This is a genomic window from Turicibacter sp. H121 (assembly GCF_001543345.1).
GTDB classification, from domain to species: domain Bacteria; phylum Bacillota_I; class Bacilli_A; order MOL361; family Turicibacteraceae; genus Turicibacter; species Turicibacter bilis.
Genome location: NZ_CP013476.1, coordinates 2,105,731 through 2,120,000, shown reverse-complemented (window position 1 = coordinate 2,120,000; position 14,270 = coordinate 2,105,731). Strand labels below are relative to the sequence as shown.

Sequence of the window (14,270 nt, the reverse complement as noted above, 5' to 3'; positions counted from 1 at the left end):
CCTAAATATCTATTTATTATTAATCATTTTCAACATAAATTGTGCAAAATTAAGTTGTTTTTCAAATTTTTGAAGCCTAGTTGGTTGAGATTGTTTTTTTATTGTTTCAATCTCATTCACAAATTCTTGATATCTCTCCGGATTACGATTTAACTCCTTATACCATAACGGATACATTCGAATATAGTCTCGTTGTTCAATATTATTTACAATCTGATACATAATATCCATATCTTCATCTCCTAATCATCAAACTTTGAAAATAATCCAGGGAATGATTGTCTTTGACTTGCTGCTGCGCCTAAAGATGCACCAGCTCCTCCACTGTTACCACCTTGTAATGACTGGAAGATTTGTATAAATTTTTGAACGGTGCCCATTGTTTGTTGAACTTTATTCATATCCATTTTTTGAAGATATTGAAAAGCCTGTGTCATCATCTCTGCACCGGTCATCGTACTATTACCGGATGATTTTGTTTCGGTGTTTGTTTTTGCGTTGTTACTATTATTATTCGTAGCTGGCGTTGTCGAGTTACTAGATTCATTCGGAACTTCTTTGTATTTTTCCCACTGGCTATCTTCTTCGCCGTATAGATACCATTCTTCATAGATTGATTGCCATGTAGCTTTTCCATTTCGAACATCATATTTTAATCCTGGATATTTACGCACGAATTGTTTAAATTCATCTAATTGACTGTCCACTTTATTTCACCTCGCTACACTTAGTCACTATATTATATATAGTTTAACAATTATTAAGTGACTATAATTTGATTATTCTTAAGAACAATCGCCTCCTCTTACCATTATCATATGAAAAAAGCCTTAGTCTGTGACTAAGGCAATTAAGATATTTAAGCTTTAGGAAAAGGAACAACTTTCATTTTTAAATCGTGTTGCTTTTTCTCTTTTAATTTTTTTTCTTTAGCAGCTCTTTCCATTGAAATATTCAGGTAAATACCAATTCCTATGAAAAGAGAAACTAAACTGGAACCTCCATAACTAATAAATGGCAAGGTTACCCCAGTTAATGGAAATGCTCCACTTGCTCCACCTAAGTTAATAAGGGGTTGTACTAAGAAAATAGCTCCAATACCAATACTTGCAATTGAGCCATAGAGCTCTTTACACTTGATAGCTGTGAAGAAGCAACGCATCGCAATGAAAAAATAAATGACCATAACGACTAAAATCATCCATACCCCTAATTCTTCTGCTAAGATCGTTGAGATCATATCATTGTGAGGTTCTAACACATAACCATATTTCTGTGTACTATTTCCAACCCCTACGCCGGTCATTCCACCTAAAGCAATCGCTGTATATCCCATGACATTTTGGAACCCTTTAGCATGATTAAATGGATCTTTCCAGACAGCAAAACGCTCTAATTGATAAGGAAATACTTTTGACATGATGATAAATCCTATTACTAATAAACATACTCCGAAGTAAAAGATAGGTTTAAACGCTTTCCATTTAACCCCTGTCGATAAAAACATAATCAGGCCTATAAATCCAATAATAAGAGCTGATCCGAAATCTGGTTGAATTAAGACTAAACCAGTACATAATCCAATGTAACAGATGACAAAAATAAAGCTTTGCCAAGTAATAGACCAATTAATCCCTTTACACGTTTTTAAATAATAGGTTCCTTTTCTCACACGATGATCTACTAACCAAGCGACTGCCATGATCATACCAATCTTTACAAATTCTGCAGGTTGTAATTTGAAGGATCCAATTTGGAACCAACTCTTTACATCTGAATTCTCAGATCCTCCTGCAAATAAAAAAGTCACGACTAAAATAAGTGGACAGAAAATAGCTGCCAATATACTTAAATTTTTCAAAGTACGATATGGAATCGCTATAACACATAACATTGCTATCATTCCTGCAATCCCCATAATTAATGTTTTTATAAATAAATTAGAGGGATCGCCCTTTACTCCGTTATAGATAGAAATACTCGTAATACTATATACCATGATTAGACCTATTCCAAATAAGATGGCGACTAGAATTAAGGTGATTCGATCTATTCCCTTTATACGTTCAAAGAAATCAGTACTATAATCCTTTAATATTTGAAGTGGCTTTTTTTTAATTCTATTTTTTTTAAAATTCATCCAACCTCTCCTCCTAATGTAAATAACTACATATGCTGTAATAATATTCTATCACGATTAGGGCTTTAAAAAAACTTTATCTTTCGACAACAATTAGGTATTTAGCATGAACCAACTTTGAATTCGAGCGTATAATACAGTGTAATCAGGAATGAAGGAGGGATAAATGATGTACAATTACGGAACAGGATGTAACTATAACTACGGAGGATATATTGGTGGATATGGTTATGGTGGATATGCACCTGTTGCTTATCAAGTACCTACTGCTAATGGAAGAGGTCACAATTTTGCTCTTATCCTCGTATTATTCATTCTATTAGCGATCATCGGATGTTGTGGTGGATTCGGTGGAAACAATACTGGCTGCGGTTTTGGATTCTAAATCATCCTTTGTAAACTGATTGAATCGTCAAAAATGATTAATAAAAAATATTAACCATTTTGAGCGTATTACGTATGATATATTGAGGTAATCATCTAAAGGAGGAAATTTAAATGTATAATTATGGATATAACTGCTATACACCTTGCTATTCTGGAGTTAACTATGGTGGAGGTGCTGGATATGGCGGAGGTTGCGGTTTCGCTTTCATCTTAGTATTATTCATCTTATTAGCAATCATTTGTAGCTGTGGTGGATTTGGATTCGGTGGAGGTTGCGGAAACGGCGGATGCGGTTGTGGATGCTAATCCATCCAATTCACTGAGTTAAATGACATATAGTGGGGTAAAGGCTCTCTTCCGAGAGCCTTTTTATTTTTATCAATGATTAAAAATATGTCTTTTTCCTAAAATTTATTAACCACTGTCGACATTTTTGCGTATGATATCTTGAAGTCAACAGAATGAAAGGAGAATATATATGTATAATTATGGATATAATTGCTATGCACCTTGTGCTCCAGTAGCACCAGTGTTAAATAACTGTGGTAGAGGTTGTGGCGGATTTGCCTTCATCTTAGTGTTATTCATCTTGTTAGCGATCATCTGTGGTTGTGGATGCTTCAACGGCGGAGGTTGCGATGGATTTAATAACAACTGTGGTTGTGGGCGCTAATTAAGTGCCCCTCCCTCTTTTAGAGGGGCATGTAGTGACTTGGTCCGTTTAATCATTTTTATTTGAATGATTTAGTTTGCACTAACCTTTTACTTCCTCTTACGTATGATATAGTGAGCCCTAAATAAAAAGGAGGAATTACTCATGTATTACAATGGAGTAGGTTATGGCTGTGCTCAACCTTGCGTACCTGTCGTACCAGTTGCAGGATATGGAGGAGGATGTGGTGGAGGTTGCGGTTTCGGTGGATGTTGCTGTGCTTTCATTTTAGTTCTCTTTATTCTAATCATCCTCTGTGGTTGCGGTTGTGGCTTCGGATGTGGTGGCTGTGGTTGCGGCGGATGCGGTTGTGGCTATTAATTCATAAATGAATCATTCTAATTCATTAGAAATGATGAACGAAATTAATCAAACAGCGTATTATATATTAGGTTTACAAACAAGGAGGTATGTAAAATGTGCTGTGGAGAAAATAATTTTGGTAATGGATGTGCATTTTTCCTAGTTCTCTTTATTTTACTTGTTATTATCGGATGCTGCTGCTGCCGTTAATTTCTTAATAGTGTGAGTAAGGGAAAAGATAATTAATTATGATAAATAAGAGGTGTTTCGGCACCTCTTTTGTTTTATTTTAATTTCCTTTTTTGTCCCATTAGCCAAATAACTATTTGTTTGTTATAATAGAAACTAAGTTAGAATGGAGGGTTCTTAATGATCACTATGAAAGACATTATTCGCGAGGGACATCCAACATTAGCACAAGTAGCTACTGAAGTACCAATCCCGTTAAGCAAAGAAGATGTTAAATTAATGAATGACATGCTACAATTTATTATTAACAGTCAAACACCTGAGATTGCTGAAAAGTATCAATTACGTGAAAGTGTTGGTTTAGCGGCACCTCAGTTAAACTTAGATAAGCGTATTATTGCTGTGCATACAGAAGATGAAAAAGGAAAACTTTATTCATTAGCATTAGCTAATCCTAAAATCGTTAGCTACTCAGAAGAAATGACTTATTTACCAATGGGTGAAGGATGTTTATCTGTTGACCGTGAGGTTGAAGGATTAGTTCCTCGTTACCGCCGCATCACTATTCAAGGGTATAATGCGAAAGGTCAACTAATTAAATTCCGTTTACGTGATTATGTGTCAATTGTCTTCCAACATGAAATTGATCACTTAAATGGTCATTTATTCATTGATCGTATTAATCAAGATCAACCTTTAGCACCAATCCCAAATGCAAAACCATTAGAATTCTAAAAAAAAGACCGATGTTTCATCGGTCTTTTTTAATGTACACGTTGTGGTTTCTTTACGTATAATGTCATTAGTTTTTTCTCAGCATTTTTATCTTTTCCATATGAGACTGCTTTTTCATAAGCCTCCATCGCATGATAGTCATCTGCTAAGTAATTTTCATAAATTACCCCCAGGTTATAATATAATTCACCGGCATATTTCACTGGGGTTCCTCGTTTTTGAATCAAGGCGTCTGCTTTTAAGTAATACAATTTAGCAGATTTATAGTCTGATAAGTGATAGAAGTAAAGATGGCCAATATTCACATAAGTACTTGGTGTTTGATCATCAATTTCTAACACGCGAAGATAGTAATCTAAAGCCGCTAAATAATTTTTAAAAATTTCTACATTTAAATAAGCGAGTGCATTTAGCGCTAAAAGGTTATTCGGGTTAATCTCTAAGACGCGTTCATAGTAGTGAACAGCTTGTTTATGGTTATCTAATTCAAAATCATAGATATTGGCGATTTCTAATACAAGCCCTTCTTCATTTTTAAAATAAGGTAAGGCTGAAATCAGGACTTCTACCCCACTCTTTGGATCGTGTAAGTCATGGGCATATAACGAGCGTAACCCATGATAAGAAACTAAAGAGTATGGATCGAGTTTAATCGCTTGTCGATAATATTCAATAGCTTCTTCATAAGCTTTGAAATGATGTCTTAAAATATGGGCATAGTTATGACAAACGAGTGTATTGTCTGGCTCTAATCGAAGTGATTCTTCATACGCTTCTTTCGCGTCATCAAATCGATCAGCACGAACGTAAGCATCCGCTAAGTTGGCCAGTGCTGTAGCGGGATTCGTTGATAAGCTCACTGATTTTTCAAAGTATGGAATAGCAGTTTCTGCATCTTGCTTATATTTAATATAAAGACAGCCTAAGTTATTTAAGTTACGTGCATGATCGGGCTCAAGCTCCTCTACTTTTTCGCTACATTTAAAAGCTAGTTCAACATCATCATTTAAATCAATGCAAAGTTCAGCTAAATTGAGATAGGCATCTACATACTTCGGGTCGAGGTCAATCGCTTTTTCATAACATGTGATGGCCTCTAACGGCTGATTTAAAAATTGTTCATATAAAATTGCTAGATTAAAATATAGCGTCGGTGAATCTTCATGATAGGTAATCGCTTGACGATAATACTTCTCTGCTCGTCTGTAATCTTGATACGATTCAATAGAAATAATGGCTAACGCATTATAGACAGCGGCTAGGTTTGTTTGACGATCGAGTTGCTCGAGAAGCAGGGATTCTGCTTCATCAAAGCGTTGTTCGTCTAATAGTTGTTCAATGTATTCTAATGGCGTCGGTTCACTCATGATGAATTGCCCTCTTCTTTCCTTATTATATAGTATTAAAATAAACCTAGTGTTTCACAGGCATAATAGATTCCATTTTCATCGATTCTTTTTGTGACAAAGTCAGCATGCGCTTTAACTTCATCGCTTGCATTTCCCATCGCTACTCCGATGTCAGCTAGTTGTAACATTTCGATGTCGTTATGACCATCGCCAAAAGCAATGATTTGTTCTGGCTTCTCTGATAAATGGTTGATTAATTGTTTAATTCCTTCAGCTTTTGATCCATTTAGTGGCACAATATCAGCTCCAAAACTTAACCAAGGAACGAAACGAAGGTCGTTTTTGAATGTTTCAGGTAGATGCTTGAAATCATCTGAGAAGTACCATGCTTGAAGAATAGCCTCTTTCTGATGAATGTTTTCAATGATTTCGGGTAATGGCATTGAAACCCGTTTAAACGATTCAATCACATCATCATTCATTCCTGTGACAGTTGATCGAGTGGCTGATAATAATCCAATGACCATCTCTAATTTATTTGCTTCTTGAATTAAATTTTCAACAACTTCAGTTGGAATGGCATTTTCATAAACGACTTCCCCATGATGTGTAATATGTTGTCCATTGGCCGTCACAAATGTACTAAACGGTAACTGTCTAATACGTTCGTCTACTAAAAATAAAGCACGTCCTGTAGCAACGGCTAATTCATGTCCTGCTTCTTTTAATTTTTGGATGGCCTCAATCGTGCTCACTGGAATTTGATTGATGTCACTTTGTAAGAGTGTACCATCGATATCAAATAAAATTAAACTTTTCTTCATCTTATCTCACATCCTTCATGTTAGTATGTCAAAATTTTGTACTGTTTCATTCATCATAGTAAATTTATTACATAATTTCAAGTCCTAATCTGTTATATTGACCCGATGTAATGGTATAATAAGTAATGTTGGTTGTAGACTTTAATAAGATTTTGATTTGAAGATTATTTTTTCGACCTTTTATGAATCTCGTGTTATAATGTTAGCAGGATGTCCAAACTAAGTTAAGGACCAGAGACGTTTTAGGGAACTATTAATTTGCGTAAAAATGGATTAATTTTTTTTGAAGAAATAACAATTACATTTAATGAGAGGGCGTGTACTATGAGTCAACGTAAAAAGAGCTCTCACTTTAAGCCAAATGATGTGGCAATTTTCGCACTTGGTGGTTTAGGTGAAGTTGGGAAAAATATGTACTGTGTTCAGTACAAAGATGAAATTTGTATTATTGATGCGGGAATCAAGTTCCCTGAAGATTATTTATTAGGAGTCGATTACGTGATTCCAGATTATCAATATTTAATTGATAATCAAGATAAAATTGTCGGTTTATTTATTACTCATGGTCATGAAGATCATATCGGTGGGATCCCATTTTTATTACGTCAATTAAAACTTCCTAAAATTTATGCTGGTAAATTAGCAATCGGACTTATTAAAAATAAATTAGAAGAACGTAAATTATTGCGTCAAGCCAACATTGTTGAGTTTAATTCTGAAACGGTCATTAAATCAAAACACTTTACATTTGAATTCTTCCGCACGAATCATAGTATTCCAGATTCTTACGGGATTGCGATTAAAACACCTCATGGAACCATCGTTCATACAGGAGATTTTAAATTCGACTTTACCCCAATCGGACCACCAGCAGATTATGCTAAAATGGCACGTTTAGGTGAAGAAGGTGTCCTATGTCTTTTATCAGATAGTACGAATAGTGAATTACCAATTTTCACGATTTCTGAACGTCGTGTTGGAGAGAATTTAGGAGATACGTTTAAAAAGATTAAAGGGCGTATTATTATTGCGACCTTTGCATCAAACGTTCACCGTGTTCAACAGATTGTTGAGGCTTGTGTGGCTACGAATCGTAAAATTGCCATTTTCGGTCGTAGTATGGAAGCCACAATTAAAATCGGTTTAGAATATGGTTATATTCATTGTCCAGAAGATACGTTTATCTCAGCTAATGAAATTAAGCATTTACCACAAGAGGAAGTCACAATTTTATGTACTGGTTCTCAAGGGGAGCCTTTAGCTGCGCTTTCTCGTATTGCGAATGGAACACATCGTCAAATTCAAATTATTCCAGGTGATACAGTGATTTTCTCATCTTCACCAATTCCAGGAAATGCTTTAAGTGTTGGTCGTACGATTAACGCGTTATACCGTGCTGGAGCTGAAGTTATTACTCATAGCCCATTAACGGATATTCATACATCAGGTCATGCAGGACAAGAAGAGTTAAAATTAATGTTAAGCTTAATGCGTCCAAAATACTTCTTACCAATTCACGGGGAATATCGTATGTTAAGTGTCCATGCTCAACTTGGAATGCAATGTGGTGTTCCTGAAGAGAATTGCTTCGTGATGAATAATGGTGAAGTCTTAGCGTTTAATCAACATGGTGCTCGCTTGGCAGGCCGTGTTCCATCAGGAACGGTTTATACTGATAATAGTGGTTTAGGAGATGTCGGAACTGAAATTATCCGTGATCGTAAAATTTTATCAGAAGATGGTCTTGTTATTGTGGCGGTTTCAATTAAACGCTCTGAAAAACGTTTATTAAACGGACCAAATGTCGTTTCTCGTGGATTCGTTTATATGAAAGAATCTGAAGATTTAATTAAAAATACGGAGATTGCTGTTCGCGAAGTTGTTTTACATAAATTACAATCTTCAAAACATTTCTCAACTGAGGAATTAAAGTCAGCGATTTGTGATGTGGTTTCACCATTCTTATTTAATAAAACACAACGTCGTCCAATGATTTTACCAATCATTATGGAGATTTAATCATTAGGCTCTCATCTTTCGGTGAGAGCTTTTTTCTTTCGTTTTTTAAGTAGCTTTAACAGAAAAAGCGTTGCTAAAAATAGCAACGCTTTTGTTTTATTTTTGAGTAATATTGGCCTTAACAACAGATACTGTATTGTAGTTTGCCACCTCATCTTGATATGTTTCGAGATTAATGGCAGCTGATCCACCTGTTGTATAAGCTGCTAAAACAACATCTTGATTTAATGCTCCACCATATTGTTCAATAGCCACACGGTTTTCAAAGTTGATAGCCGGTGCATCTGTTTTTACTGCTTTATATTCTGGATTTTTATCGTTTGTTGTTTTTTCTTTATCGACTTCCGCAATAGAGAAAATTGATTTTACATCACCTTGTCCGATGTTTAAGATCATATGAACAATTGAGTTTTTCTCCATTGTTTCTGTTGTATACGTCGGAATATCAATCGTATTGACTAATTCACCATTTTCATATTGTTCAACTGTCATGTTAATGTCATAAGATGATCCAGTTGGTAAAAGCATGGATGCAACAGTACTTTGGTTTGGTCCATAATCTGCTGACTCTAATAATAATCCAATAACTCCTGATACTTCTTGATTCACGATTTTAACGTCACCTTCTGGTAAATTGGCTGCTCCACACCCAGCTAATCCTACTGTGACAAGTAATGCTGAAACCATTAAGCCTACTTTTTTGAATGTCATATCTATCCCTCGCTTGAATCTTGAAACTAATTTTGATAATGAAGTTAGTATATCATAATCTGCTTGTTAGTTCTTTATTTTTTTGTGTACAGTATATATTTTTCACTTTTTTTCCACACCATATTCATAATTTTGATAAACTTTAAATGCTCCTAGATTAGAAGAAGATGAACTAATGTGCGCTATCAAATGAATGGATGAGTTGTTGATTAACTAAAAAGGATAAATTAGTAGCGGGTGCAATGAACAAGTGCTTTAATTAAAGGCTCTATTATGTTTTTATTCGATTAAATTGATCCACAATAATATCAATTAACCACTTGTTTGTGTTTTAACATAGAGAGTAAAAAAAGAGTCCATAAATGAACTCTTTTAGCTATGCAAAAGCCAGTGATCAAATTCACTGATATCTTTATTTTCTCCAATGACTAATAAGACATCGCCTTCTTTAATTTCTGTGTTCGCTTGTGGAACGACGATGTTATAGTTACGTTTAATAGCAGCAATGTTGATACCAAAACGTTGAGGAATATTTAAATCAATTAAGGTTTGACCAATGATAGGTCCCGCTGCTAGTAATTCAACGATACTATAGGTATCTGATAGCACTAAATAATCTAAAACAAAGTCGGATAACATTTGATGTGCTAGACGTTTTCCTGTATCTTTTTCTGGTTGAATGACTGAGTCAGCTCCAATTTTTAAAATTACTTTTTTATGATAATCATTCACAACTTTTACGGTTACTTTATTCACACCAATTTCTTTTAGCAGTAAAACTGTTAAGATACTTGCTTGAATATTTTGCCCAATTCCCACAATCACGTGGTCAATATTACGAATTCCGATACTTCTTAATGCTTCCTCATCTGTTGAATCTAAAATAATGGCTTGTGTTGCAATGTTAACATATTTTTTAATCACTTCTTCATTACAATCAATCGCTAAGACGTCTGCTCCTTGACGAGCTAATTCTTCAACGACACTCCCACCAAATTGTCCACACCCAATGACGGCAAATGTTGTATCTTTCTTGTCCATAAAAAATCCCTCTTTATTATTGGTCGTCCCTTTTTCACTTGAAGGTCGACGATTTATTTTGATCACCACGGATCAATTTTTTATATTCTAGATTATTTTAACATGATTAGACGAATTTTTCTATGCTATTATTGTAGAGTTTTTGTGCGTGTTTTAAATCAGCAGCATAAATAGTATCTTTAATCAAGCTCACTTTTTCAAACTAATCATCACCTTTTACTCTCAACTATATGTGCCAATTGGCGATTAGTTACCTATCTTTTAGTTTATCATTGATTTAACCGTAGATCACTGATTGAGATAACAAAGAGATAGATTATTATTTTTCTTACATGATTTATACTACAATCTATGTGAATGAAATCAAAGTGCTTAAGCATCTGATAAAAAACGTAGTAATAAAAATAGACTTCCATTTGGAAGTCTATTTTTTTAGATTAGTCATCTAATAACCAATGATTAAATTCAGTTAAATCTTTGTTTTCACCGATAACAAGTAATCTATCACCAGTAATAATTGAGGTATTTGCTTGTGGAACGATAATACTATTTTGGCGTTTAATCGCGGTAATATTAATCCTAAATCGTGTGGGAATATTTAATTCTATCAATGTATGATCAATCACTGGTCCAACAGCTAGGATTTCAATGATACTGTAGTTATCTGCTAAGACAATATAATCTAGAATCCGGTCTGAAAGCATTTGATGTGCGAGACGCTTCCCAGTATCTTTTTCAGGCTGAATGACGTTATCTACACCAATCTTTAAGATGACTTTTTTATGATAATCATTCACAACTTTCACTGTTACTTTATTGACGCCAATTTCTTTTAATAAAAGAGCTGTTAAGATACTTCCTTGAATATCTTGACCGATTCCAATAATCACGTGGTCAACATTACGAATTCCGATGCTTCTTAATGATTCTTCATCGGTTGAATCTAAGACAATAGTATGTGTCGCAATGTTGACATATTTTTTATTACATCTTCATTTCGATCAATGGCAATGACGTCTGCTCCTTGGCTAGCTAACTCTGAAACGACACTTCCTCCAAATTGTCCGCATCCAATGACGGCAAAGGTTGTATTTTTCTTTTTCATAACTTTATTCCTCTTCATGATTAATTATTTATTAGTTTAACCTAATGAAGGGAATCTATGTGAAGAGTTTATCTTTTTTTACATCTTTTTCTTGTGCTCTGTTATAATAATGATGAGGTGATATGATGAAAGAACCATTTATTTTAAAGGAAAATCTATTGTTCATTGAATCATGGATGAATAAAAATGAGAATTTAATTGCTGGATTTACGACAATTAAGGGTGGAACATCGATTGATAAATTTGAAGGCTTAAATATTGCTTATCATGTTGGAGATGAACCAGAAGCCGTTTTAAAAAATCGTCAAGTGGTTGCTGATGCGATTGAGATGCCATTAGAAAAATGGGTATTTGCAGAACAGATGCATACAACCGCTGTTCATAAAGTGACATCAGCTGATTTAGGAGCTGGTGTTCATAGTTTTGAATCTGGAATTAAAGCGACAGATGGATTATATACAACAGAAAAAGACGTTGTGTTAGCGACGTTCTATGCGGACTGTACTCCTCTTTACTTCTATGCCCCTAAACATGAATTAATTGGAGTCGCTCATGCAGGATGGCGTGGGACAGTAGATGGCATGATGCATGAAATGTTACGTACTTTAAAAGAGGTTGAACAGATTGATGCGACTGATATTTATGTGGCGATTGGTCCATGCATTGGGCGTGATGCTTACCGCGTGGATGATACCGTGATTAATGAAGTGAAAAAATCAAAAGTTGAGGGTTGGGATGAAACATTTATTGAATTAGGAAATGGACAATATAAATTTGACCCTAAATTATTAAACTATAAACAAGCCATTCACGAAGGGGTTCCAGCTGAAAATATCGTGATGACTTCTTATTGTACTTACACAGATGAAGATTTATTCTATAGCTTCCGTAAAAATAATCAAACAGGACGCATGATGAACTTCATGTGCCTGAAAAAATAGTTAAAAAGACCAATTTTGTTGGTCTTTTTTTGTTATATTTAATTAAAGTTCAAGATTTTATTGATCATTTTTCATATATTAGCTTAATGTGATAATATGTCGCAAAAAGTATCGAAAAATAACGGAGTCTTAACATGAAAATAATAGTAAAACAGCTTGATAGAGCAATAAAAAGTATGACTATAAAAATCATCATATCTTTAAATAAAATTTTTAATTCATCCCAAAACTGAATGAACTATCAGATTAGAGTGATTCACTTTTTTGAATCAGTTCGATAGTATCTATTGATTCAATTCGGATAATTTTGAGTTTACGTTCACCTTTTTTAGTCGTGTATGAGATTTTCACCCACTCATCATCGGCCTCTAAGATAGTATAAACGCCATCATTACTTCCCCACAGCTCTTCTGTCTTAATCATACACTCTTGATTGATTAATGAATTTAAAATTTTTGACATACTCTCCTCTCCCTTTAATTGTCGCTTTAATTTCTTCACTTGATTTTCTAGCTTTCTAACTCGTCCAGGGTATCCTGAATAGGCAATCATAATGATAAAGCAAAGCCATCCCCACCACTGCAAGTGTTATCCCTCCTTTTATTTTGAACACGGATACTCATCTTTCAAGATAGAGTAGTAGCAACAGTCGATAAATTCTCCTTGACTATTTTTCTCTACTTTACGCAGTGTTCCTTCATAAGTTAAAAAACATTTTTGCATGACACGACCTGAAGCTGGGTTATTGACATCATGACGTGCCACTAACCGTTCAATGCCAATCTCATTTAAACAAAAGGGGATGAGTGCCTGAAAAGCTTCTGTTACGATTCCTTGGTTCCAATACCGACGTCCAATGCAATATCCTATCTCACCACATTCCTTTTCATCATCTACGTTCATTAAACTAATACTTCCGATGGCCTGATGATTCTCTTTCAGCTCAATTGCCCATTGATAATAGCGACTGTCTTCATAGGCTGCCACCCATGAATCAATAATCATTTGGCTAACTTCAATAGATGAATGCGTCGGCCATGTCAAATACTTTGTCACCTCATCATCACTTGCCCAGTTTTTAAACATATCATTAGCATCGGATAACTTAAACGGTCTTAAAACCAGACGCTCTGTTTCAATCCGTTGTGTTCCTTTATGAGCTAACATTTACATTCCTTCTCTCTTTATAATTTTAATCAGTATACCACGTTTGGAATATAATGTGAATTACAGTAAGTTATCCACACCTATTATGATTTTTTATCATAAGTCATGATATGTTTAGGGATTTCTGGTAATTGATAAATAGCCTCTTTTAAAAATTCTGGGTAAATTATCACCTGATCAAGTCGGCTTAATGGTATCCAATCAAAAGACAAATACCGATCCTTATGCTCTTCCATTACAAAATGATTGGGACTACTTTCTAAAAATTCTTTTGGTAAATCGATAAGGTAATAAAAGCAAATTTCATGAAACGGCTCATTTAATATTTGTTCGTAAAAAAAGTTTTCATGAATCCAAAGCAAACGATTAACTTTTCCCTCTACTTGAAGTTCTTCTTTGATTTCGCGTAAAATAGCGCATGTACTCGTTTCATGAAGGTTCACACGTCCACCTGGTAAATAATAATAAGGAGCACGATGATCTTTCATGATGAGTAGTTTATTTTCATGAATCATAACCCCCGCCACTCGATAATTAAAGCGTCCTTCTTTTGTTTTAAAGGTTAAATCCATCCTATTCCCCTCCTGTAACATTCTATTATCTCATCTCTTCTGTTAATCCTTAAATGCTAATTATTTCTTTTTTAC

18 protein-coding genes and 1 pseudogene are annotated in these 14,270 nt (G+C 34.6%); 8 read left to right on the top strand and 11 right to left on the bottom strand.

Annotated elements, in window-relative coordinates; genetic code table 11:
- Positions 1-9 precede the first annotated feature (9 nt).
- From AT726_RS10130 to AT726_RS10120, 3 genes are all read right to left on the bottom strand, one after another.
- Positions 10-231: a YlbE-like family protein gene (locus tag AT726_RS10130; protein WP_055241093.1), complete on the bottom strand. Its 222-nt coding sequence runs from the start codon at positions 229-231 to the stop codon at positions 10-12.
- Positions 232-242: 11 nt separating this feature from the next.
- On the bottom strand, positions 243-707 hold the full coding sequence (gene ylbD, locus AT726_RS10125; RefSeq protein ID WP_055276400.1) for a spore coat protein YlbD: 465 nt from the start codon (positions 705-707) through the stop codon (positions 243-245).
- A gap of 152 nt (positions 708-859) precedes the next feature.
- Entirely contained in the window at positions 860-2,140 is a 1,281-nt protein-coding gene (locus AT726_RS10120; protein ID WP_055241097.1) for an FtsW/RodA/SpoVE family cell cycle protein, read from the bottom strand.
- A 169-nt stretch (positions 2,141-2,309) separates the two neighbouring features.
- Here AT726_RS10120 and AT726_RS10115 point away from each other — a divergent pair, with 169 nt between their 5' ends.
- The 6 genes from AT726_RS10115 to def all read left to right on the top strand — a co-directional run bounded on the left by AT726_RS10115 (position 2,310) and on the right by def (position 4,466).
- Positions 2,310-2,525, top strand: a complete 216-nt coding sequence (locus tag AT726_RS10115) for a YjcZ family sporulation protein (protein WP_055276398.1) — start codon at positions 2,310-2,312, stop codon at positions 2,523-2,525.
- A 113-nt stretch (positions 2,526-2,638) separates the two neighbouring features.
- On the top strand, positions 2,639-2,833 hold the full coding sequence (gene yjcZ / locus AT726_RS13475; RefSeq protein WP_055241101.1) for a sporulation protein YjcZ: 195 nt from the start codon (positions 2,639-2,641) through the stop codon (positions 2,831-2,833).
- A gap of 172 nt (positions 2,834-3,005) precedes the next feature.
- On the top strand, positions 3,006-3,200 hold the full coding sequence (locus tag AT726_RS10105) for a sporulation protein YjcZ (RefSeq protein WP_068759509.1): 195 nt from the start codon (positions 3,006-3,008) through the stop codon (positions 3,198-3,200).
- Positions 3,201-3,344: 144 nt separating this feature from the next.
- Entirely contained in the window at positions 3,345-3,560 is a 216-nt protein-coding gene (locus AT726_RS10100; protein ID WP_055276395.1) for a hypothetical protein, read from the top strand.
- Between the two features lie 96 nt (positions 3,561-3,656).
- Positions 3,657-3,752 carry a YjcZ family sporulation protein gene (locus AT726_RS12625; protein ID WP_082411225.1) on the top strand — a complete coding sequence of 32 codons (96 nt, stop codon included), beginning with the start codon at positions 3,657-3,659 and terminating at the stop codon, positions 3,750-3,752.
- A gap of 159 nt (positions 3,753-3,911) precedes the next feature.
- Complete coding sequence (gene def, locus AT726_RS10095; RefSeq protein WP_055241108.1) at positions 3,912-4,466, top strand: peptide deformylase; 555 nt, start codon at positions 3,912-3,914, stop codon at positions 4,464-4,466.
- Positions 4,467-4,495: 29 nt separating this feature from the next.
- Here the strand turns inward: def and AT726_RS10090 are convergent, their stop codons facing one another.
- Positions 4,496-5,833 carry a tetratricopeptide repeat protein gene (locus AT726_RS10090; protein ID WP_055276393.1) on the bottom strand — a complete coding sequence of 446 codons (1,338 nt, stop codon included), beginning with the start codon at positions 5,831-5,833 and terminating at the stop codon, positions 4,496-4,498.
- Positions 5,834-5,868: 35 nt separating this feature from the next.
- Entirely contained in the window at positions 5,869-6,639 is a 771-nt protein-coding gene (locus AT726_RS10085) for a Cof-type HAD-IIB family hydrolase (protein WP_055241112.1), read from the bottom strand.
- 324 nt (positions 6,640-6,963) lie between these two features.
- Between AT726_RS10085 and rnjA the strand changes: the two genes are divergently transcribed.
- Complete coding sequence (rnjA, locus tag AT726_RS10080; RefSeq protein ID WP_055241114.1) at positions 6,964-8,658, top strand: ribonuclease J1; 1,695 nt, start codon at positions 6,964-6,966, stop codon at positions 8,656-8,658.
- A 96-nt stretch (positions 8,659-8,754) separates the two neighbouring features.
- On the opposite strand, the gene AT726_RS10075 is transcribed toward rnjA, so the two are convergent.
- The 3 genes and pseudogenes from AT726_RS10075 to AT726_RS13630 form a co-directional block, all read right to left on the bottom strand.
- Positions 8,755-9,369: a hypothetical protein gene (locus tag AT726_RS10075; protein ID WP_055241116.1), complete on the bottom strand. Its 615-nt coding sequence runs from the start codon at positions 9,367-9,369 to the stop codon at positions 8,755-8,757.
- A 372-nt stretch (positions 9,370-9,741) separates the two neighbouring features.
- Entirely contained in the window at positions 9,742-10,410 is a 669-nt protein-coding gene (locus AT726_RS10070) for a potassium channel family protein (RefSeq protein WP_055241118.1), read from the bottom strand.
- 440 nt (positions 10,411-10,850) lie between these two features.
- A pseudogene (locus AT726_RS13630) lies at positions 10,851-11,480 on the bottom strand (hypothetical protein); the annotation flags it as partial.
- 160 nt (positions 11,481-11,640) lie between these two features.
- Between AT726_RS13630 and pgeF the strand changes: the two are divergent.
- Entirely contained in the window at positions 11,641-12,456 is an 816-nt protein-coding gene (gene pgeF / locus AT726_RS10060) for a peptidoglycan editing factor PgeF (protein WP_055304987.1), read from the top strand.
- A 246-nt stretch (positions 12,457-12,702) separates the two neighbouring features.
- Here the strand turns inward: pgeF and AT726_RS10055 are convergent, their stop codons facing one another.
- The 3 genes from AT726_RS10055 to AT726_RS10045 all read right to left on the bottom strand — a co-directional run bounded on the left by AT726_RS10055 (position 12,703) and on the right by AT726_RS10045 (position 14,195).
- Positions 12,703-13,041, bottom strand: coding sequence for a hypothetical protein (locus AT726_RS10055; RefSeq protein ID WP_055276389.1), 339 nt, complete (start codon positions 13,039-13,041; stop codon positions 12,703-12,705).
- Between the two features lie 15 nt (positions 13,042-13,056).
- Positions 13,057-13,623, bottom strand: a complete 567-nt coding sequence (locus tag AT726_RS10050; RefSeq protein WP_068759508.1) for a GNAT family N-acetyltransferase — start codon at positions 13,621-13,623, stop codon at positions 13,057-13,059.
- Positions 13,624-13,706: 83 nt separating this feature from the next.
- A complete protein-coding gene (locus tag AT726_RS10045; RefSeq protein ID WP_055276383.1) occupies positions 13,707-14,195 on the bottom strand; it encodes an NUDIX hydrolase in 489 nt (162 codons plus the stop codon).
- Positions 14,196-14,270: the final 75 nt, after the last annotated feature.

Coding starts and splice junctions, on each gene's coding strand:
- AT726_RS10070 (WP_055241118.1), bottom strand. CDS start 10,410: ATGGACAAGAAAGATACAACATTTGCCGTCATTGGGTGTGGACAATTT.
- AT726_RS10045 (WP_055276383.1), bottom strand. CDS start 14,195: ATGGATTTAACCTTTAAAACAAAAGAAGGACGCTTTAATTATCGAGTG.
- AT726_RS10075 (WP_055241116.1), bottom strand. CDS start 9,369: ATGACATTCAAAAAAGTAGGCTTAATGGTTTCAGCATTACTTGTCACA.
- AT726_RS12625 (WP_082411225.1), top strand. CDS start 3,657: ATGTGCTGTGGAGAAAATAATTTTGGTAATGGATGTGCATTTTTCCTA.
- AT726_RS10130 (WP_055241093.1), bottom strand. CDS start 231: ATGGATATTATGTATCAGATTGTAAATAATATTGAACAACGAGACTAT.
- pgeF (WP_055304987.1), top strand. CDS start 11,641: ATGAAAGAACCATTTATTTTAAAGGAAAATCTATTGTTCATTGAATCA.
- AT726_RS10050 (WP_068759508.1), bottom strand. CDS start 13,623: ATGTTAGCTCATAAAGGAACACAACGGATTGAAACAGAGCGTCTGGTT.
- AT726_RS10115 (WP_055276398.1), top strand. CDS start 2,310: ATGTACAATTACGGAACAGGATGTAACTATAACTACGGAGGATATATT.
- AT726_RS10090 (WP_055276393.1), bottom strand. CDS start 5,833: ATGAGTGAACCGACGCCATTAGAATACATTGAACAACTATTAGACGAA.
- yjcZ (WP_055241101.1), top strand. CDS start 2,639: ATGTATAATTATGGATATAACTGCTATACACCTTGCTATTCTGGAGTT.
- AT726_RS10085 (WP_055241112.1), bottom strand. CDS start 6,639: ATGAAGAAAAGTTTAATTTTATTTGATATCGATGGTACACTCTTACAA.
- rnjA (WP_055241114.1), top strand. CDS start 6,964: ATGAGTCAACGTAAAAAGAGCTCTCACTTTAAGCCAAATGATGTGGCA.
- AT726_RS10100 (WP_055276395.1), top strand. CDS start 3,345: ATGTATTACAATGGAGTAGGTTATGGCTGTGCTCAACCTTGCGTACCT.
- AT726_RS10120 (WP_055241097.1), bottom strand. CDS start 2,140: ATGAATTTTAAAAAAAATAGAATTAAAAAAAAGCCACTTCAAATATTA.
- def (WP_055241108.1), top strand. CDS start 3,912: ATGATCACTATGAAAGACATTATTCGCGAGGGACATCCAACATTAGCA.
- AT726_RS10105 (WP_068759509.1), top strand. CDS start 3,006: ATGTATAATTATGGATATAATTGCTATGCACCTTGTGCTCCAGTAGCA.